Below are 17,868 nucleotides of genomic sequence, written 5' to 3'. Positions count from 1 at the left end.
GACCTTCACCCTGTCCGAATACGCCAGCGGCAATATGGATGATGTGGCCGATGCCTGGGGCAAGCCGCTGGCCGCATACCAGGACATGCTGCGCCAGGTAGAAGGCTATCTGCCGGCGGTGCTGGACAAGGCACAACATAAGAAACCGTAATGTCGGGCCGGCTGCACGGTGATGATGCTGCGGTAACCGCGCCGCCAGCTGGGTTAGCTGGCTGGCCTGGCACCGGCGCCCGCTACTGCGCTGGCGCTCAGGCTTGTCGTGCCGCCGGCATGCCGGCTTCGGCCACCACGCCCCAGATGGCGAAGTCCTGCTCATAGCTGGGTTCGATCAGCGGGTAGTCCGGGTGGGCCGCCAGCAACTGCAGCCGGCTGCCACTGCGCTGCAGTCGCCGCACCAGCAGCTCGCCATCGACAGCGGCCACCACCAGGCAACCCTGCACCGGGCTGCCCTGGCCATCCACCGCCAGCAAACAGCCCGCCGCGATGCCGGCACCCGCCAGTGCCTGGTCTGGCATGGGCAGGCAAAACAGCTCGCTGCAGGCAGCGGCAGATGACACTGACGAGGGCAGGGCATGATGGGTGGCCGGGTGGGGGAGCATGGTGGTCATGGCGGTATTTTGAAATTGTACAAAATCAAATATAGCAGATGGCCAGCCGGACAGACAAGGCGGCCGTCCTGGGTATTTGGCGTGTTGTTGCAAATTTTCCTTGATACGGCAGGCTCTGGCTGGTTACCCTCAGGTTTTGTAGTCACCAGCCAACATTCCCGGCGCAGGAGCCATGCATGACCAAACAACAACTCATTGCCATCCTTTCCGAAAAAACCGGCAGCAGCAAAGTCGATGTACTGCGTTTCATGGACGCGCTGGAACAGACCATCCGCGAAGAACTGGTGAATGGCGGCGAACTGACCCTGGCCAGCACCGGCAAGTTCAAGGTGAAAGATACTGCGGCGCGTAATGGCCGCAACCCCAAGACCGGCGAGACCGTGCTGATTCCGGCCAAGCGCAAGGTGGTCTTTACCCCGATCAAGGCATTGAAGGACGCAGTGGCCAACTGACACTGCCCGATTTCCCGCAACTGCGGGATGGATTATCCAGGGACGCTGCGGCGTCCTTTTTTTATGCCTTCAGAATAAGTTTGCCAATGACTGGACTGTGCCGGAAATCTGTCCAATAAATAAAGAGCTGTAAGGCAAACTTGTCAACGACTGGCAGTTTTGCAATCCCTGGGATGAGTTTGGCGGCTTGCCTGCCAGTTAATGCCCGTTGATGACAGTATTCTTGAGGTTTTATTTTAAAATGCCCAATGAATTTGTAATGGTATTGACGAGCTTGGGTGAAGGTCGGAATATGGCGGCCTGCCTGTTGATTGTTTAATGTCTGCAAAAGCGCAACAGGCGGCAGTGTGCGGTTTTAAGCAATTATAAAAATAGGATCCTCCATGCGTACTCTACGTTCCAGAATGCTGGTGTTTGTATTGATGATGCTGGTGGCCATCTCGCTGCTGTTTTGCGGCGTGGCTTACTGGAAGATGAAGGAGGCCTTGCTGTCTTCCATCAGCGATCAAATCAGTCAGACCGCCAACAATAAAGTCAGCTTTATCACCGAATGGGTATCCACCCGCCAGAACATTGTCAGCTCGGCACTGCTGCACTTCACTGAAGGGGACATGAAGCCCATCCTCGACCAGTCGCAAGTGGCCGGCAAGCTGGATGACATGTATGTGGGTGAGCCCAGCAAGAAAATGACCCAGTTCACCGGGTCCACTCCGGTACCGCCGGGCTACGACCCGACCGGCCGTCCGTGGTATCTGGCAGCCAGCAACTCGCAGGATGCCATTGCCACGGCACCGTACATCGATGCTGCAACCAAGAAGCCCATCATCACCTTTGCCAAGGCGCTGCGTAATAACGGCCAGCTGGTGGCGGTGGCCGGTGGCGATGTATCGCTGCAGCGCGTGGCCGAGGAAGTGGTGTCGTCCAAGCTGCCGGGTGACGGCTTTGCCTTCCTGATTACCGCAGACGGTTCGGTGATTGCCCATCCGGTCAAGGATTCCGGCATGAAAAAAATCGGCGAAGTGATGCCCGGTTTTGATATGAACGGCATCAGCAAGGACGGTACCCTGCAAACGGTGAACATCAACGGCGAAGCCAGCATGACTGCGCTCTACCCGGTGGGCAAGACCGGCTGGCTGCTGGGTGTGGTGGTGCCGGTGGCTGCAGCCACGGTATCGGTCACCCATCTGATCGAGCTGATGATCGGCCTGTTGCTGGCCGGTGTGGTGGTGGTGGCACTGCTGGCCACTGTCGGCGTGTCCCGCATGTTGTCCGGCCTGACCGAGCTGCGCGATGCCATGCGCAATGTTGCCAGCGGCGATGGCGACCTCACCCTGCATCTGCCGGTGCACTCGCAGGATGAAGTGGGCCAGATTGCCGAGGCTTTCAACGCCTTCGTGCACAAGCTGCACGGCATGTTCGTGTCGGTTCGCAACGACGCCGAAGCCCTGGCACGCGACACGGCAGCCCTGCATCAGGCGGCCGAGAGCATTGCCTCCGATTCGCGTGTGCAGTCCAACGAGCTGTCGGCCACGGCGGCCACCATCGAGCAGATTACGGTCAGCATCAATCATATTGCCGACAATGCCGGTGAGACCGAAGTGCTGGTGGCCAGCACCCGCGAGAACTCGGAAGAGTCCTACCAGGCCATGGAGAAAGTGGCCAGCGAGGTGCAGTCCATCGTGCAGACCGTGGATGCCTTGCAAAACGCCATGGGCGACCTGTCTTCGCACTCCGAGCAGATTCGCGGCATCGTGGCGGTGATCCGTGACATTGCTGACCAGACCAACCTGCTGGCGCTGAATGCGGCCATCGAGGCGGCACGGGCCGGTGAACAGGGTCGTGGCTTTGCCGTGGTGGCGGATGAAGTACGCAAGCTGGCCGAGCGTACGGCTTCGGCCACGGTGGAAATCGCGCAGATGATCAATAGCGTGATGAGTCAGACCGAAGTGGCCATCGGCCATACCAGCAAGACCAATGAGCGGGTGGCCACCGGGGTGGCGCTGTCGCGTGAAGCGGCAGACAAGGTGGGCAAGATCAAGGCCAGCACCCACGATATCGCGGGGCGCATGTCGGAAATCACCAGCTCGACCAAGGAGCAGAGCACGGCTACCACCGTCATGGCGCAAAGTGCCGAACGCATCAATGCCAAGGCGCTGGAAAGCGATGAAAACGTGCAGCGCATTCTCAGCATCATCCAGGATCTGTCCCGCCGTGGCGGCGACCTGCGTGCGCTGGTGTCGCAGTTCAAGCTGTAAACGACGGGCAGTGTGGTTTGCTGCTGAACAAAACCCCCGCCACGGCGGGGGTTTTTCTTGCCGGCCTGCCTGGCATGACTCGGTAGTCATGTCCTTTTGCTGGTCACCCTTGATACCCGCTCGCCAGCTGCGGGAGCGGGCCGCCGCACCAGCGCAGTGACTGACGAAAAGTACAGTGTTTTGCTCGGAACTTTCAGCTTGCGACAAGGAAGTGTCAGCTGTCCGCCGCAGGAGGGAATGGCCAAGATAGCTGTCAGGGTGTGCTGAAGCTGTCTGACAATCTGTCTGGAGGTGTCGCGATGAAAGCCTATTTGCTGACTGTGGTGGAGCGGGATGGTCGTCGTTATACGCTGTGTGCGCTGGCTGGCAGTTGCGGCGAGGCCTGTCTTAATGTGCTGGAAATGCTGGGGCGGGTGGCCGGCATTAGCGGGAGGCGCATCAAGTGAGGGCCAGACTCTATCACTGGCTGGGTGGCGTCCTGCTGTCCAGCCTGTTCATCGCCGCCCTGGCACTGGCTCAGGCGCTGGAGTAGCCGGCCGGGCGCCCATGGCCGCGATGTTTATTCTTTGGCTGCGGCTGCGGCGGCACGCAGCTTGTCTTTCTTGCTCATGCGCTTGCCCTTGATGCCGCCATTGCTGTCGGGGTCGTGCCGGGCGGCGGGGCTGTTGTCCAGGGGCAGGCTTGGTGCAAAGCCCTCAATCTGCTCGCGCGGCAGCTGTTGCTGCTGACGTTTTTCGATCAGGCGGAAATGAGCAGCGTTGTCCGCAGAAACAAAGCTGATGGCAACACCGCTGGCGCCGGCACGGCCGGTGCGACCGATGCGGTGGGTGTAGTCGACTGCCGAGCGCGGCAGATCGTAATTCACCACCACCGGCAAGCCGGCAATGTCGATGCCGCGGGCGGCCAGGTCGGTGGCAATCAGCACTTGCAGCTGGCCGTTCTTGAGGTCGGCCAGTACCTGCCCGCGCTGGCTCTGGCTGCACTCGCCATACAAGGCCGCGGCCTTGATGCCGGCGCGCTGCAATTTGCCGGCCACGCGCTCGGCACTGTGGCGGCTGGCCACAAACACCAGTACCCGTTCCCAGTTTTCACTTTGCAGCAAATGACGCAGCAGCATGGTGCGCCGCTCGGCATCCACCTCGATGGCGCGTTGCCGGATGTCGGGTGCGCTGGTTTGGCTGAACGGGATGTCGATGCGCTGCGGCTGTTTGAGCAAGGCTTCGGCCAGCTGGCGTACGACCGGCGGGAAGGTGGCGGAGAACAGCAGGTTTTGCCGGTACGGTGGCAGCAGCGCCAGCAACTGCTTGATTTCCTCAGCAAAACCCAGATCCAGCAGGCGGTCGGCCTCATCCAGCACCAGGGTGCTGACACCCGACAGGCGCAGCGCATTGTGCTGCAGCAAATCCAGCAGCCGTCCCGGCGTGGCCACCACAATGTCGGCCCCGCCGCGCAAGGCCATCATCTGCGGATTGATCGACACCCCGCCATACACCACGGCCACCTTGATGGCCTGCGGCAGCTTGGCAGCCAGTGCGCGCAAGGTGGCGCCCACCTGTACCGCCAGTTCACGCGTGGGCAGCAGGATCAGGCTTTGCGTCTGGCGCGGAGAACCATGCTGGCCGGCCAGCCATTGCTGCAGCATGGGCAGGCAATAGGCAGCGGTTTTGCCAGAGCCGGTCTGGGCGGTGGCCAGCAGGTCGTGGCCTTGCAGAATGGCCGGAATGGCCGCTTGCTGGATGGCGGTGGGAGCGGCATAGCCTTGTGCGCTGGCGGAGGCGGCGAGGGCGGGCTGCAGGCCCAGGGAGGTGAATGGCATGTGTCGATGAAGCCCGGCAGAGGGTTGGGCGGCACCGCCGCCAGAGGCGCAGCAGTATCGTCCCGGCGGACGGCAGGGTCAAGGCTGCTGTCGATCGCTGCGGCGGGGCGGGGCAATTGCGAGTAAGATCGGGGCTTGCCACCAAGTAAAGCAATCTGCACATGCAAACAGAAGTCAAAGAGAAGCCCAGATACGCCATTGTGGCGTCAGTCCAGCTGCCGGATGTCAGCGATGTCGAATTCGAGGCCTCGCTCACCGAACTGAGCGAGCTGGCCAAGACCCTGGGTTTCCAGGTGGTGCATACCTTTGTTCAAAAGCGTAACAGCTTCGACCGCACCGCCTACCTGGGCGTGGGCAAGCTGGAAGAAATCCACATGTATGTCAATCGCGGCCTGCGCGCTGACGAACTGGAACAGGCACCGCCACAGCTGGACCCTTCCGCCATCGAGATCGACGTCTTGCTGGTGGATCATGAAATTTCCCCCTCGCAGGCACGCAATCTGGAACTGGCGGTTGGCTGCGAGGTGATGGACCGCACCATGGTCATCCTGGAGATTTTTCACCGCAATGCCCGCTCGCGTGCGGCCAAGGCGCAGGTGGAAATCGCCCGGCTGGGTTATATGGCGCCACGTTTGCGCGAAGCGGCCAAGCTGGCCGGGCCGCAAGGCCGCCAGCGTAGCGGCATGGGCGGGCGCGGTGCCGGCGAATCGCATACCGAGCTGGACCGGCGCAAGGTGCGCGACCGCATTGCCGAGCTGCAACGCGAAATCCTCGCCATGGAGCTGGAACGCAAGACCCAGCGCGCGCGCCGGCTGGAACGGCAGGGCCAGGGCCTGGCCGGGGTGTCGCTGGTGGGTTATACCAATGCCGGCAAATCCACGCTGATGCGGGCGCTGACCGGCAGCGAGGTGCTGGTGGCCAACAAGCTGTTTGCCACGCTGGATACCACGGTACGCGCCATTTACCCGGAAAGCGTGCCGCGGGTGCTGGTAAGCGACACCGTCGGTTTTATCAAGAACCTGCCACACGGTCTGGTGGCCTCGTTCAAGTCCACGCTGGAAGAGGCGCTGGATGCGGCGCTGTTGCTGCATGTGATCGACGCCAGCGATCCGGGCTTTGAACGCCAGCTGGAAGTGACCGACACGGTATTGCAGGAAATCGGTGCCGATGAAGTGCCGCGTATCCGCGTGTTCAACAAGATCGACCATGTCGGTGACGAAGCGGCCGCAGCCGCCTGGACCGCCGAGCTGCAACAGCGCTATCCCGGTTGCGTGGTGATGAGTGCGCGCCGGCCGGCCGACGTGGCGGCCTTGCGTGAGCGCATCGTGTCCTTCTTTCAGCAGGATCTGGTGGAAGATGAAGTGCTGCTGCCGTGGTCGGCCCAGCAATTGCGTGGCGAGCTGTTCAGCCAGTGCCAGGTACTGGAAGAGCGCGCCGAGGAAGAGGGCAGCTGGTTCCGCATACGGGGTGAGCCAGCGCAGTTGCGCCGGCTGCACGAGCAGCTGAATCCCGGCTCGCAAGGCCGGGAAAAGGAATACTGGGAAGTCTGACCGCCGGCCCGTCGTCGCATGAAAAACGCCATCCAGCCCGGATGGCGTTTTTCATGTACTCACGGCAGATTCCAGATCTGCAGCCGGCTTAGCCCGGCACCCCCAGGATCACGCTGGACGCCTTGAAGATGGCACAAGCCGGGCTGCCCAGTTGTAGCCCCAGCTGGCTGGCGCTGCCATTGGTGATGATGGCAGCGATGCTGCTGCCGGGGGCCAGTTCGATCACCACCTCGGTATTCACCGCGCCAGGCTGCAGCCGGCTGACCGTGCCGTGCAGCTGGTTGCGTGCCGACAGCCGCATGCCATCCTGGCCGCTGCCGACGATGACCGACGAAGCCTTGATCAGGGCAAAGGCGGTGGTGCCCGGAGCCAGCCCCAGGTTCTCGCTACTGTCATGGGTGACCACGGCCACCAGCCGCAGCCCGTCGGCCACTTCCAGCTCGACTTCGTCATTGACCGCGCCGGTACGGATGGCCACCACCTTGCCCAGAAACTGGTTGCGTGCACTGGTTTTCATGCTCATGCCTTTCAATAGCAGCAGATCGTCGGCCATGCTGCCGGCCTGACGCTGCAGATTACGCAGAAACTGCTGATGTTCCTGCGCGATGATCTGGTAATTGGCCACCAGTTGCCGGCCACGCGCCGTCAGCCGGGTGCCGCCGCCGCCCTTGCCACCGGACAGGCGCTCCACCAGCGGTTCGCCGGCCAGATTGTTCATGTGGTCGATGGCATCCCAGGCCGCCTTGTAACTGATACCGGTGGTGCGGGCTGCCTGGCTGATGGAGCCGCAGACATCAATTTGCGCCAGTAGGGCCAGATGTTGCGGGCTGCCAAACTTCTCGCCGGCCATGCTCAGCCACAGTGCGCCTTGCAGGGTGATGTCCTGTGGCTTCATGTCTGCTGCTCCGGCAGGGCGGGCAGGCAGGCTGCGTGTTCGTGGCAGCGCCCGCACTCCGGCGGCTTGAGCCCTGGCTGGCCCAGAAGCTCGCCCAGTTCGGCATACAAAAACCGCTTCCACTTGATGTCAGCCTGGTTGCGCGCATACAGCGGATACAGGTAGTACTGCAGCAGCTGGCTTACCTCATGCCGGCCGGACAAGCCCATGTCCTGCCACAGGTGACGGCTGCCCAGGCTGGCCACGGCCACCACATGGGCCAGCCAGCTGCCATGCAGCGGGTTCTCCGCTGCCGAACGGTTGGCCAGCAGCATGTCCAGCAGCGCACGGTGCAATGCGGGCTGCCGGGACAGCAGTTGCTGGTATTGCGCGTCGCTCAGCGCTTCCAGCTGGCCCAGTTCTGGCGCGCAGGCGGCCAGCACCTCCAGCAAGGCTGGCTGTGACAGGCCCAGCGTCCAGGCATAAAGCGGTAGTTCGCCATCCTGCGCATTGCGCAGCACGCCGAGCACGGCACGAGACAGCAGGCGGAAGGCTTGCTGCTGCTGGAAGTCATTCATGGACAATCTCCGTCAGGCCGGCGGGTGGCTCCACCAGCCGGCCATCCTGCAGATAAAGGGTTTGCTGGCCAAAGGCGCGCACGTCGGCAGCATCGTGGGTGATCAGCAGCATGGGAATGGACAGCCGTTGCAGCAGGTCGGCCAGCTCACCACGCAATTGCTGGCGCAGGGCCGGGTCCAGTGCCGAAAACGGCTCGTCCAGCAGCAGGGCGCGTGGCTCGGCCACCAGCGCGCGCGCCAGCGCGGTGCGCTGACGCTGGCCGCCAGACAGCGTGGCCGGCAGTTGATCGGCCAGCGCTTGCAGGCCGAAAGCCTCCAGCCAGTAATCGACCGCGGCCAGCTGACGCTTGCGCCCCGGGTTGAACCAGCCGCGTTGCAAACCAAAACCAATGTTCTGGCGCACGCTCAGGTGCGGAAACAGCGCGTAATCCTGAAACAGATAGCCCAGCTGTCTTTGTTGCGGGCTCAAGCAGATGCCTTGCGTGCTGTCGTACAGGCAGCGGCCATCCAGCCGGATATGGCCGGCATCCGGCCGGTGCAGGCCGGCAATGGCCTTGAGCAGCAGGCTTTTGCCCGCACCGGACGGCCCGTAAACCACCAGCTGCTGGCAACTGCTTTGCAATGCGATGTCCAGCGCAAAACTGCGGCTGCCGCTGCGCAAGGTGTGGCGGATGGCCAGATCAAAGCGGGGTGTTGTCATGTCAGCGCTCCGCCACCCGGCCCGGCGCCAGCTTGCCGGCCAGCAACAGCACCAGAACGCAGACCAGCGAAGTCACCAGCACCAGCCGGTTGGCGCTGTCGTCCTGTCCGGCCTGCACTGCTTCGTAAATGGCCACCGACAGGGTTTGTGTCTTGCCGGGAATGCTGCCCGCCACCATCAGCGTGGCACCGAATTCGCCCAGCGCGCGGGCAAAGGCCAGCAGCAGGCCGGCCAGAATGCCGCGCCAGGCCAAGGGCAGGGTGATGCGAAAGAAGATGCCGATTTCAGAAATGCCCAGCACGCGGCCGGCCTGCTCCAGCTGGCCGTCCACCGCTTCAAATGCCGCGCGGGCTGGTTTGTATACCAGGGGAAAAGCCACCAGCGCGGCGGCAATCACCGCGCCTTGCCAGGTAAAGATCAGGTTGATGCCAAACTGCGCCTGCAGCCAGCCGCCCAAGGGGCCGCGCCGGCCCAGCAAGGTCAGCAGGTAATAGCCCAGCACGGTGGGCGGCATCACCATGGGCAGGGTCAGCACGGTGTCCAGCAGATTGCGGCCGGGAAAGCGCCCGCGTGCCAGCAACAGGCCCACGCCCACGCCCAGCAGCAGGTTGAGCAGGGTGGCGCAGCCCGCCACCCGTAGCGACAGGCCCAGTGCGGTCCAGGCCGGATCAGTCATCCAGTCAGCCATGGTCAGGGCTTGTGGAAACCGTAGCGGCTCAGCACGGCTTGTGCCGCCGGCGACAGCAGATAATTGACAAAGCGTTGTGCCTCGGTGGCATTGGCTGCCGTGGCGGTACGGGCCACCGGGTAGCTGATGGTTTCATCCAGCGGCACGCTGAAAGCCACTTTCACCTTGTCCGGCATGATGGCGGCGTCGGTCTGATAGACAAAACCGGCTTCCACCTCGCCACGGGCCACGTAGTCCAGTGACTGGCGCACGTTCTGGGTATTGATGGCCTTGGCTGCTACCGCAGGCCACAGATGGGCGTTTTCCAGTGCGCGTTTGGCGTAACGGCCCACCGGTACGCTGGCCGGCACGCCCAGTGCCACATGCTTGATCCCGGCTTGCTGCAAATCGGCCAGCTGTTGCAGCTTCAACTGGCTGTCCGCCGGCACAATCACCACCAGTGCATTGCGGGCAAAGTCCTTGCGGTCCGCACTATTCACCAGCTTTTGCTTGACCGCGCTGTCCATGGTTTCCTGGTCGGCCGAGGCAAACACATCCACCGGGGCACCCTTGGCCATTTGCTGCAGCAGTGCGCCGGAAGCGGCAAAATTGAAGTTGACCTTGCTGCCCGGGTTTTTCGCTTCAAAGCCCTGGGCAATCTCCTTGAAGGCATTGGTCAGGCTGGCGGCGGCGGAGACGGTGATCTCCCCGGCCGCTGCCTGCTCGCCCAGCAGCAGGACGGTCAGCGTAAGGGTGAGGCCTAAAAGTTTGGTCAGCATCATGATTCCTTGGTATTGGCGTCCGGAAGCGTAATATACCGATATATATAGCGCTGGGAAAATAGTTCTGAAGTAGATGTTTCATCACATCCGAAGGCATATTTTCCGTCCTTCGGCATGTCACGGTAGCCGCGCAGCCCGGTGGACTGACAGCGTTGCGGCTAGAATGTGCCGATGCAACACCGACCCTTCCAACCCCTCCGCCAGCCCTGGCTGGCCAAACCAGTGCTAGCAATGCTTGCCGGTTTAGCGGGCGCGCTGGCTGCGCTACTGTTTCGTTTGCTGCTGGAGCAGGGCAGCATGCTGCTATGGGGAGGCAAGGGAGATGTGCTGGTACAGGCTGGCGTGCTGCCATGGTATGGCGTGTTGTTGCTAACCTGTGGCGGGGGGGCACTGGCCGGGGGCTTGCTGCAGCAAGCACAGCGGCGTTACCCCGATCAGCACGGTGATTACATGACCGTGCTGGCCAACGGCGGCCATCAACTCCGCCCCGGACGCAGTATGTGGCATGCCGCATCTGCTGCGGCCTCTATCATCAGCGGCTGCGCCATCGGTCGTGAGGGTGCCATGATTCAACTGGCTGCACAGGCGGGTAGTCAGCTGGGCGCATGCTTGCGGACCGATGCCGTGACCGCCACGCAAATGCTGGCGTGTGCCGCAGCTGCTGGCGTCGCGTTTGCCTACCAGTCTCCGCTGGCCGGTGCCTTGTTCATTGCGGAAATCGTGTTTCGTAGCTATAGCCCGCGCTTATTGTTGCCCATGTTACTGGCTTGTGGCGTAGCCTGGCTGTTGGAGCGCGCCCTGCCTGGCCCGGCCTTGCTGTATGCCTTGCCGCGCTTGCCGACTCTTTCGCTGCTGCAGGTTTTGCTATTGCTGCCGCTAGGACTGGTCTGCGGAGTATTCTGGTCCCTCATGCTGCTGGGGCTGGCGAGGGGGAGTAAACTGTTTCGGCCGCTGATGCCCTACATGGTATTGCGTCTGGCATTGGGCGGGCTGGCCTGCGGAGTGTTGGCCCTGTTGACGCCATATGTCCTGGGGAATGGCAGCAGCGTCATCCAGAATGCCTTGCATGCCTATTGGCCTGCACTGCTATTGCTGCAGGTGTTGCTGTGCAAGTTCCTGGCCATCATCCTGAGCAGTAGTTCCGGGGCGCAGGGGGGCTTGTTCACTCCTACCTTGTGCCTGGGGGCCTTGTTAGGTGGCTTGTATGCCTGTTTGCTTAATGTGTTCGGCGCTGACTTACCCTTGCAGGCCGCATTGGTGGCGGGAATGGCTGGTTTGCTGGCGGCCGCCATCCGCGCACCATTAACCGCCTGGGTGATGCTGCTGGAGATGACTGGCGACCCGCTGCTCGCCCTGCCTTTGGCCATGGTGGTGGCCAGTGCCTACTGGCTGGCTGGCCAACTGGGTAGCCACTCGCTGTACGCAGCGTCGCTGTATGGCCGCGGCTAACTGGGCTAAGCATCGCGCTGCATGGTGTCAATGCGGCGGCTGCCAATGTGTCAGCATCGCTGCCGCCTGCCTGTGCTGTTGACGGTCTGGCTCAATACAGTGCATCGCGCCGTGGTAGATCCGGCCCGCGACGCGAGCAGGTGATGGCCGCAGCACGGCTGGCAAACTGTAGCAGCGCGTTAATTTGAGCCTGATCCAGCCTGGCCAGTGCAGCCGGACTGGCCAGACCCTGCTCGGCCAGATAACACAGCAAGGCGGCCTGAAAGGTATCGCCAGCGCCCACGCTGTCCACCACATCTACCGGCTGTGCCGGTAGCGACCATTCACCATGCTGCGGACTGAATACCGTCACCCCTTCGCCGCCACGGGTCAGGATGAGCAGGCTGCACTGCCCGCCCAGCCAGCGGCGGGCAGCCTCTTCCAGTGGCAGGTCCGGGTAGAGCTGCTGCAGGTCTTCGTCGCTGACCTTGATGAGATGGGCATGATTTGCGTGAAAATCCAGCACGCTGCGCCAGCGGTTCAGGTCCGGCTCCACGTTCAGGCGGATATTCGGGTCCAGGCTGATCAGCCGCTGCTGGCTTTCCCGCGCCACCAGTTGTTGCAGGCTGTCGCCGGTGGGGTGGCTGACCAAGGCATAGGAGCCAACATGTATTCCCTGTACCGCATCGTCCAGTTGCGGCAGGTCGGCCTGGGTCAGGCTGGCCTCCGGGGACTTGTCACCATAGAAGCTGTATTGCGGCTTGCCTGCGGCATCCAGCCCCACCAGTGCCAGCGTGGTGGGCAGCTGGCGTCGCTGCAGGTGGCGGCAGTCCACGCCTTCTCGCTCCAGCACGGATAGCAACTGTCGGCCCAGGAAATCCTGTGAAACGCCGCTGAACAGGGCAGCGCGCTGACCCAGTCGCGCCAGGCCAATGGCGACATTGAAGGGCGAACCGCCCGGTACTGCCTGGTAACGCAGTTGCGGCCAGCTGTCGGCACTGGCGGGCTGATCGACAAAAAAGTCGAACAGCGCTTCTCCACAAACCAGAAACATGATGTTTTCCTGTATTAGTCAGTTGGCAAGGCTTGCAGCCACTGCGCCAGTTTTTCGGTATCGACGGCAAACAGGCGGATGCCTTCGGCCAGTTTTTCTGTTGCCATGGCGTCTTCATTCAGCGCAAAGCGGAAGCGGCTTTCGTCGATGGCATCGTCCAGCAGGCTGGCAGGCAGGGTGTCGTCGCCCAGGTCCATGTCAGCATGCAGTTGTGGCTGCAACACCCCGTCGGCCTGTTGCAACTGCTGCAGCAAATCCGGGCTGATGGTGAGCAGGTCGCAGCCAGCCAATGCCAGAATCTGCCCGGTGGAGCGGAAGCTGGCGCCCATCACCTCGGTGGCAAAACCATGCTGGCGCAGCAGGGCGTAAATGCGGCGTACCGAGCGCACGCCGGGGTCGTTGACGCCAGCATGGGCGGCTTCGTTCCAGCTGGCCCCGGCGGTTTTCTTGTACCAGTCGTAAATGCGGCCGACAAAGGGTGAAATCAGTTTGACTCCGGCTCGGGCGCAGGCGGCGGCCTGTACCGGGGCAAACAGCAGGGTCAGGTTGCAGTGGATGCCGTCACGCTGCAGCGCTGCCGCTGCCTGAATGCCTTCCCAGGTGGCGGCTATCTTGATCAGCACCCGCGAGCTGTCCACCCCGGCCGCCTGATACAAGGCAATCAACTGGCGCGCCTTGGCCTCGGTGGCGGCGCGGTCGAAGGACAGGCGGGCGTCCACTTCGGTGGACACCCGGCCCGGCACGCTGTCCAGAATGCGCAGGCCAAAGGCAATCAGCAGCGCGTCGATCTGCTGATCCATGGGTAACTGGCGCTTGTCGGCCAGTGTGTCCAGCACCAGTTGGCGATAAGCCGCTTGCTGGGCCGCCTTGAGAATCAGCGAAGGGTTGGTGGTGGCGTCCTGCGGTGCGTACTGGCCGATCAGCTGAAAGTCGCCAGTATCGGCCACCACGGTGGTGTATTGCTTGAGTTGTGCCAGCAAATTCATGCTCAGGCCTCTTGTTGCGGAGCCGGTCGGCTCCGGTAAATGTCACGGAATAATTGCAAACGGGCTTGCAGCGCCTGATGGCGCGCGCTATCCGGCTGATAGATGGCTTGCACTGGCGGGCGGGTACAGACGGTGGCGATATCACCGCCCGCAGCCAGCCAGCCCAGCCGGGCTGCGCCCAGTGCACCACCGGCCTCGCTGCCCACGTGGGTGACAATGTCCAGTTGCAGCGCATCGGCCAGCAATTGCGCCCAGAACGGGCTGCGTGCGCCGCCGCCCACCAGCGACAGCTGGCTGACCTGACTACCGGCGGCACGCAATGCGTCCAGCCCGTCCACCATACCGAAGCTGACGCCTTCCAGCACCGCATAGCCCAGCGCAGCACGGTCGTGCGCCTGGGTCAGGCCCCAGAACACGCCTGGCGCGAAAGGGTCGTTATGCGGGGTGCGTTCGCCGGACAGATAGGGCAGGAATACCGGAGCACTGGCGCGCGCCTCGTCCGGCATGGCTTCGATTTCCTGCAGCAGGCTGGCCTCATCCACGCTGGTGAGCTTGCAGAACCAGCGCAGGCAGCTGGCCGCAGCCAGCATCACGCTCATCTGGTTCCAGCGGCCGGGCAGCGCATGGCAAAAGGTATGCAAGGCTGAAGCCGGATTGGGGCGGAAGCTGTCGTCCACCACAAACATCACACCTGACGTACCCAGCGACAAAAAACCATCGCCCGGTTGCACCGCGCCAATGCCCACCGCGCTGGCCGCGCCATCACCGGCACCACCGGCCACGATGACACCATCTCCCAGGCCCCAGGCGGCGGCCACTTCCGGCAACAGCGTGCCGGCGGCTTGCAGGCCTTCCACCAGTTGCGGCATTTGTTCGCGGCGCATGCCGGAGGCGGCCAGCAATTCGTCCGACCAGTCACGCTGTGCCACATCCAGCCACAAGGTGCCGGAGGCATCCGAGGTATCGCACAGCTTGGCCCCGGTCATGCGCAGGCGCAGAAAGTCCTTGGGCAGCAGCACGGTGGCGATGGCGGCAAACAGCTCCGGCTCGTGGCGGGCCACCCACAGCAGCTTGGGCGCAGTAAAGCCCGGCATGGCCAGATTGCCGGCCAGTTGATGCAGGCGCGGCGCGGCAGCGGTCAGCGCCTGGCATTCGGCCACGCTGCGCAAGTCATTCCACAGAATGGCCGGGCGCAATACCTGGTTTTGCGCATCCAGCAGCACTGCACCATGCATCTGGCCGGACAGGCCGATGGCACGCACATGGGCAAAAGCCGCGCCGGCCTTGTCACGCAGCTTGGCAATGGCAAGCCCGGTGGCCTGCCACCAGTCTTCCGGCTGCTGCTCGGACCAGCCAGGCCGTGGCCGCGACACGCTCAGGCTTTCGCCCGCCACGGCCAGCAGGCCGCCAGCCTCATCCAGCAGGACTACTTTGACTTCCGAGGTGCCCAGATCAATTCCAAGATACATCGCTCTCTCCAGCGGATTATCCGAATCAGCCTGCCTGCATGCTGGCCAGCCACTGGTCGACTTTTTGCAGTGCCACGCGCAGCGGCGTTTCCAGTTGAGCGGTGCCAGCCAGACTACCCCACAGCATGGGGTCGGCGCAGAAGGCGGCTACCGGGTCGGCGGCGGTCAGCATCTGGCGGCAGGCTGCGGCGTCCATGATACCGTCCTGATAGGCGTATGGCAGCGTATTGGCTTGCCAGCGTTGCAGGAAGCGGAAGAACAGCGCCGGCAGCATGCAAGTGGCTGTTGGTACGGCACCGCGCGCTACGCATTGCTGCAAGGTGGGTGCGATGAAGCCCGGCACCTTGGAGAACCCATCAGCAGCCACACGCTGGTTGCTGTCGCGGATGTGCGGGTTGCCAAAACGCTCCAGCACGGTGTCGCGGTAGGCAGCCAGATCCAGCGGACTGGGCGACAGGCAGGGGATGACATCCTGGGTGACGTAATCAAACGCCATCTGGCGGATGGACGGCACGGCCGTGCTTTCATCAATGCTGGACAGGCCAATCAAGGTTCCGGCCCAGGCAATGCAGCTGTGGCTGGCGTTGAGGATGCGGATTTTGGCTTCTTCGTAGGGTAAAACCGATGCCACCATTTCCACGCCAACAGCCTCCAGCGCCGGGCGACCGGCAATGAAGTTGTCTTCCACCACCCACTGGATGAAGGATTCGCCCATGATGGCGCAGGGGTCGTGCTTGCCGGTGGCTGCGGCTACCCGGGCAATGATTTCCGGCGTGGGGCGCGGGGTGATGCGGTCCACCATGCAGTTGAGGCTGCTGGTATGGCTGTCCACCCAGGCTAGCAAGTCGGTTTCGCCACGCAGTTGCAAAAACTGCTTCAGCCCGCTGTGAAAGCGCTCGCCGTTATGGCGCAGGTTGTCACAGTTGAGCAGGGTGACTGGCGCACCGCTATCCGCCATGCGGGTGCGCAAAATGGCAGCGATGGCGCCATAGATGGTGTTAAGGCCGCCTTGCAGGTCGGCCGCCAGGTCGGCATTGGCGGTGTCCAGTTGCAGATGCTGGTCCAGGTAATAGCCGCCCTCGGTCACGGTGAAGGAAATCACCCGCGTGTTGCTGTCCGCCCCTGCGGCAATCAGCGCGGATAATTGGGCGTCCCAGGGAATGACGGCCTGAATGGCGTGGATTTCTTCATAACGATGCTCACCGGCCGGGGAGATGGTTTCCAGCGTGTACACGCCGTTTTGGGCGGCCAGTTGCTCCAGTAGCGGCGACATGTCAGCGCGGATATTGCCCAGCGCCAGCCGCCAGGCGGGCTGACCCTGTTTGGCCAGTTGGTCCAGATACCAGGCCTGATGGGCGCGATGGAAGGAACCGGCACCGATGTGCAGCCAGCCGGGCTGTTGTTGGGATGAAGTCATGATCTGTGCTTCCTGTGTTTGGCTTGATCAGGGCGCAGCCGTCCCCGCGCCCTTGCCGGGCAGGCAAGGGCGGTGCAGGGGCTGCAATGCTTGAAATCAGTGTTGCGTCGGCGGTGTGGTGCGTGGCATGGCCTCGCCCTGGCTGTCGAACAGGTGGCAGTGGTGCGGCTTGATGGAGAAGCCGATCTGGCTGCCATCGGCCACTTCCAGTGTGTCCGGGATGCGGCTGATCAAGGGTTCTTCGGCACTGGCGGAGGCGGCATAGATATAGGAGAAGTCACCCAGGCCCTCCACCGTGCTGACGGTGGCCTTGATGACCGGATGGTCGCTGTCCAGTTGCAGGTATTCCGGCCGCACGCCAATGCAGACCTTGTCACCGGGCTGGATGCCACGCGCAGCCACGCACACCTGTTGCAGGCCGCCGTTGTTGATCTGCACGGTGACGGTTTCAGCATCGATGGCGCTGACGGTGCCGTCGATGAAGTTCATCTTGGGCGAGCCGATAAAGCCCGCCACAAAACGGTTGGCCGGGTGGTGGTACAGGGTTTTCGGGCTGCCCACCTGCTCGATGCGTCCGGCGGACAGCACCACGATCTTGTCGGCCAGCGTCATGGCTTCCACCTGGTCGTGGGTGACGTAGATCATGGTGGTTTTCAGATCCTGATGCAGGCGGGAGAACTCCAGCCGCATTTTCACCCGCAGCGCGGCGTCCAGATTGGACAGCGGCTCGTCAAACAGGAACACCTTGGGCTCGCGGGTGATGGCGCGGCCAATGGCCACCCGTTGGCGCTGGCCGCCGGACAAGGCCTTGGGTTTGCGGTCCAGCAGGTGGTCGATATGCAGGATGCTGGCTGCCTTGCGTACCGCAGCGTCGATTTCGCTTTTGGATTTGCCCGCAAGCTTCAGGCCGAAGGCCATATTGTCGTACAGGCTCATATGCGGATAGAGCGCATAGGACTGGAACACCATGGCGATGCCGCGCTTGGCCGGTGGCACGGTGTTCATGCGGTCGTCGCCAATCAGCAAATCGCCGCCGCTGATGTCTTCCAGCCCGGCAATCATGCGCAGCAGGGTGGATTTGCCGCAGCCGCTGGGGCCGACAAACACCACGAATTCTCCATCCTGAATGTCCAGATTGATGTCGCGCATCACTTCCGGGTTGTCGCCATAGCGCTTGCTGACATTACGCAGGTTGACGCTTGCCATATTCATTCTCCTCGGGCGGCTGGGGT

17 protein-coding genes are annotated in these 17,868 nt (G+C 62.7%); 5 read left to right on the top strand and 12 right to left on the bottom strand.

Annotated features, from left to right (window positions below):
• Window positions 1-248: 248 nt before the first annotated feature.
• Window positions 249-608, bottom strand: coding sequence for a LexA family transcriptional regulator (locus JHD64_RS07075; protein ID WP_199052753.1), 360 nt, complete (start codon window positions 606-608; stop codon window positions 249-251).
• 176 nt (window positions 609-784) lie between these two features.
• Here JHD64_RS07075 and JHD64_RS07070 point away from each other — a divergent pair, with 176 nt between their 5' ends.
• From JHD64_RS07070 to JHD64_RS07060, 3 genes are all read left to right on the top strand, one after another.
• Window positions 785-1,060 carry an HU family DNA-binding protein gene (locus JHD64_RS07070; RefSeq protein ID WP_059286330.1) on the top strand — a complete coding sequence of 92 codons (276 nt, stop codon included), beginning with the start codon at window positions 785-787 and terminating at the stop codon, window positions 1,058-1,060.
• 383 nt (window positions 1,061-1,443) lie between these two features.
• Complete coding sequence (locus JHD64_RS07065; RefSeq protein ID WP_059286329.1) at window positions 1,444-3,315, top strand: methyl-accepting chemotaxis protein; 1,872 nt, start codon at window positions 1,444-1,446, stop codon at window positions 3,313-3,315.
• 299 nt (window positions 3,316-3,614) lie between these two features.
• Window positions 3,615-3,761 carry a hypothetical protein gene (locus JHD64_RS07060; protein ID WP_158527672.1) on the top strand — a complete coding sequence of 49 codons (147 nt, stop codon included), beginning with the start codon at window positions 3,615-3,617 and terminating at the stop codon, window positions 3,759-3,761.
• Between the two features lie 113 nt (window positions 3,762-3,874).
• On the opposite strand, the gene JHD64_RS07055 is transcribed toward JHD64_RS07060, so the two are convergent.
• Window positions 3,875-5,131 carry a DEAD/DEAH box helicase gene (locus tag JHD64_RS07055; protein WP_199052752.1) on the bottom strand — a complete coding sequence of 419 codons (1,257 nt, stop codon included), beginning with the start codon at window positions 5,129-5,131 and terminating at the stop codon, window positions 3,875-3,877.
• A 161-nt stretch (window positions 5,132-5,292) separates the two neighbouring features.
• Here JHD64_RS07055 and hflX point away from each other — a divergent pair, with 161 nt between their 5' ends.
• Window positions 5,293-6,681 (top strand): GTPase HflX, encoded by a 1,389-nt coding sequence (hflX, locus tag JHD64_RS07050; RefSeq protein WP_199052751.1) that lies wholly within the window; start codon window positions 5,293-5,295, stop codon window positions 6,679-6,681.
• Between the two features lie 88 nt (window positions 6,682-6,769).
• Here hflX and JHD64_RS07045 read toward each other — a convergent pair whose 3' ends face one another.
• Genes JHD64_RS07045 through modA form a run of 5 tightly spaced genes read right to left on the bottom strand, consistent with a single transcriptional unit; the run spans window position 6,770 to window position 10,282 of the window.
• A complete protein-coding gene (locus JHD64_RS07045) occupies window positions 6,770-7,576 on the bottom strand; it encodes a TOBE domain-containing protein (protein ID WP_199052750.1) in 807 nt (268 codons plus the stop codon).
• Window positions 7,573-8,133, bottom strand: coding sequence for a nitrogen fixation protein NifQ (locus JHD64_RS07040; RefSeq protein ID WP_199052749.1), 561 nt, complete (start codon window positions 8,131-8,133; stop codon window positions 7,573-7,575). Before JHD64_RS07040 ends, JHD64_RS07045 begins: the two co-directional genes overlap by 4 nt.
• Window positions 8,126-8,833 carry an ATP-binding cassette domain-containing protein gene (locus JHD64_RS07035; protein WP_199052748.1) on the bottom strand — a complete coding sequence of 236 codons (708 nt, stop codon included), beginning with the start codon at window positions 8,831-8,833 and terminating at the stop codon, window positions 8,126-8,128. Before JHD64_RS07035 ends, JHD64_RS07040 begins: the two co-directional genes overlap by 8 nt.
• A 1-nt stretch (window position 8,834) precedes the next feature.
• Window positions 8,835-9,521, bottom strand: coding sequence for a molybdate ABC transporter permease subunit (gene modB, locus JHD64_RS07030; protein WP_199052747.1), 687 nt, complete (start codon window positions 9,519-9,521; stop codon window positions 8,835-8,837).
• A gap of 2 nt (window positions 9,522-9,523) precedes the next feature.
• Window positions 9,524-10,282: a molybdate ABC transporter substrate-binding protein gene (gene modA / locus JHD64_RS07025; protein WP_199052746.1), complete on the bottom strand. Its 759-nt coding sequence runs from the start codon at window positions 10,280-10,282 to the stop codon at window positions 9,524-9,526.
• Window positions 10,283-10,513: 231 nt separating this feature from the next.
• Here modA and JHD64_RS07020 point away from each other — a divergent pair, with 231 nt between their 5' ends.
• Complete coding sequence (locus tag JHD64_RS07020; RefSeq protein WP_199052745.1) at window positions 10,514-11,731, top strand: chloride channel protein; 1,218 nt, start codon at window positions 10,514-10,516, stop codon at window positions 11,729-11,731.
• 91 nt (window positions 11,732-11,822) lie between these two features.
• On the opposite strand, the gene JHD64_RS07015 is transcribed toward JHD64_RS07020, so the two are convergent.
• The 5 genes from JHD64_RS07015 to JHD64_RS06995 all read right to left on the bottom strand — a co-directional run bounded on the left by JHD64_RS07015 (window position 11,823) and on the right by JHD64_RS06995 (window position 17,842).
• Entirely contained in the window at window positions 11,823-12,764 is a 942-nt protein-coding gene (locus JHD64_RS07015; protein WP_199052744.1) for a carbohydrate kinase, read from the bottom strand.
• Between the two features lie 14 nt (window positions 12,765-12,778).
• Window positions 12,779-13,750, bottom strand: a complete 972-nt coding sequence (gene tal / locus JHD64_RS07010; protein ID WP_199052743.1) for a transaldolase — start codon at window positions 13,748-13,750, stop codon at window positions 12,779-12,781.
• Between the two features lie 2 nt (window positions 13,751-13,752).
• A complete protein-coding gene (gene xylB, locus JHD64_RS07005; RefSeq protein ID WP_199052742.1) occupies window positions 13,753-15,219 on the bottom strand; it encodes a xylulokinase in 1,467 nt (488 codons plus the stop codon).
• A gap of 25 nt (window positions 15,220-15,244) precedes the next feature.
• Window positions 15,245-16,636, bottom strand: coding sequence for a D-arabinitol 4-dehydrogenase (dalD, locus tag JHD64_RS07000; protein WP_199052741.1), 1,392 nt, complete (start codon window positions 16,634-16,636; stop codon window positions 15,245-15,247).
• A gap of 96 nt (window positions 16,637-16,732) precedes the next feature.
• Entirely contained in the window at window positions 16,733-17,842 is a 1,110-nt protein-coding gene (locus JHD64_RS06995; RefSeq protein ID WP_103525925.1) for an ABC transporter ATP-binding protein, read from the bottom strand.
• Between the last annotated feature and the right edge of the window lie 26 nt (window positions 17,843-17,868).

The sequence above is a fragment of the Aquitalea sp. ASV15 genome, assembly GCF_016429115.1.
GTDB lineage: Bacteria > Pseudomonadota > Gammaproteobacteria > Burkholderiales > Chromobacteriaceae > Aquitalea > Aquitalea magnusonii.
The sequence above is the reverse complement of the archived record's forward strand: the minus strand, read 5'-3'. Positions and strand labels throughout refer to the sequence as shown.

Excerpts from the sequence above, each read along its gene's own strand:
- modB (WP_199052747.1), bottom strand. The coding sequence starts at position 9,521 with ATGGCTGACTGGATGACTGATCCGGCCTGGACCGCACTGGGCCTGTCG.
- JHD64_RS07065 (WP_059286329.1), top strand. The coding sequence starts at position 1,444 with ATGCGTACTCTACGTTCCAGAATGCTGGTGTTTGTATTGATGATGCTG.
- hflX (WP_199052751.1), top strand. The coding sequence starts at position 5,293 with ATGCAAACAGAAGTCAAAGAGAAGCCCAGATACGCCATTGTGGCGTCA.
- JHD64_RS07060 (WP_158527672.1), top strand. The coding sequence starts at position 3,615 with ATGAAAGCCTATTTGCTGACTGTGGTGGAGCGGGATGGTCGTCGTTAT.
- JHD64_RS07055 (WP_199052752.1), bottom strand. The coding sequence starts at position 5,131 with ATGCCATTCACCTCCCTGGGCCTGCAGCCCGCCCTCGCCGCCTCCGCC.
- JHD64_RS07045 (WP_199052750.1), bottom strand. The coding sequence starts at position 7,576 with ATGAAGCCACAGGACATCACCCTGCAAGGCGCACTGTGGCTGAGCATG.
- JHD64_RS07040 (WP_199052749.1), bottom strand. The coding sequence starts at position 8,133 with ATGAATGACTTCCAGCAGCAGCAAGCCTTCCGCCTGCTGTCTCGTGCC.
- JHD64_RS07020 (WP_199052745.1), top strand. The coding sequence starts at position 10,514 with ATGCTTGCCGGTTTAGCGGGCGCGCTGGCTGCGCTACTGTTTCGTTTG.
- tal (WP_199052743.1), bottom strand. The coding sequence starts at position 13,750 with ATGAATTTGCTGGCACAACTCAAGCAATACACCACCGTGGTGGCCGAT.
- modA (WP_199052746.1), bottom strand. The coding sequence starts at position 10,282 with ATGATGCTGACCAAACTTTTAGGCCTCACCCTTACGCTGACCGTCCTG.
- dalD (WP_199052741.1), bottom strand. The coding sequence starts at position 16,636 with ATGACTTCATCCCAACAACAGCCCGGCTGGCTGCACATCGGTGCCGGT.
- JHD64_RS07035 (WP_199052748.1), bottom strand. The coding sequence starts at position 8,833 with ATGACAACACCCCGCTTTGATCTGGCCATCCGCCACACCTTGCGCAGC.
- JHD64_RS06995 (WP_103525925.1), bottom strand. The coding sequence starts at position 17,842 with ATGGCAAGCGTCAACCTGCGTAATGTCAGCAAGCGCTATGGCGACAAC.
- JHD64_RS07075 (WP_199052753.1), bottom strand. The coding sequence starts at position 608 with ATGACCACCATGCTCCCCCACCCGGCCACCCATCATGCCCTGCCCTCG.
- xylB (WP_199052742.1), bottom strand. The coding sequence starts at position 15,219 with ATGTATCTTGGAATTGATCTGGGCACCTCGGAAGTCAAAGTAGTCCTG.
- JHD64_RS07015 (WP_199052744.1), bottom strand. The coding sequence starts at position 12,764 with ATGTTTCTGGTTTGTGGAGAAGCGCTGTTCGACTTTTTTGTCGATCAG.
- JHD64_RS07070 (WP_059286330.1), top strand. The coding sequence starts at position 785 with ATGACCAAACAACAACTCATTGCCATCCTTTCCGAAAAAACCGGCAGC.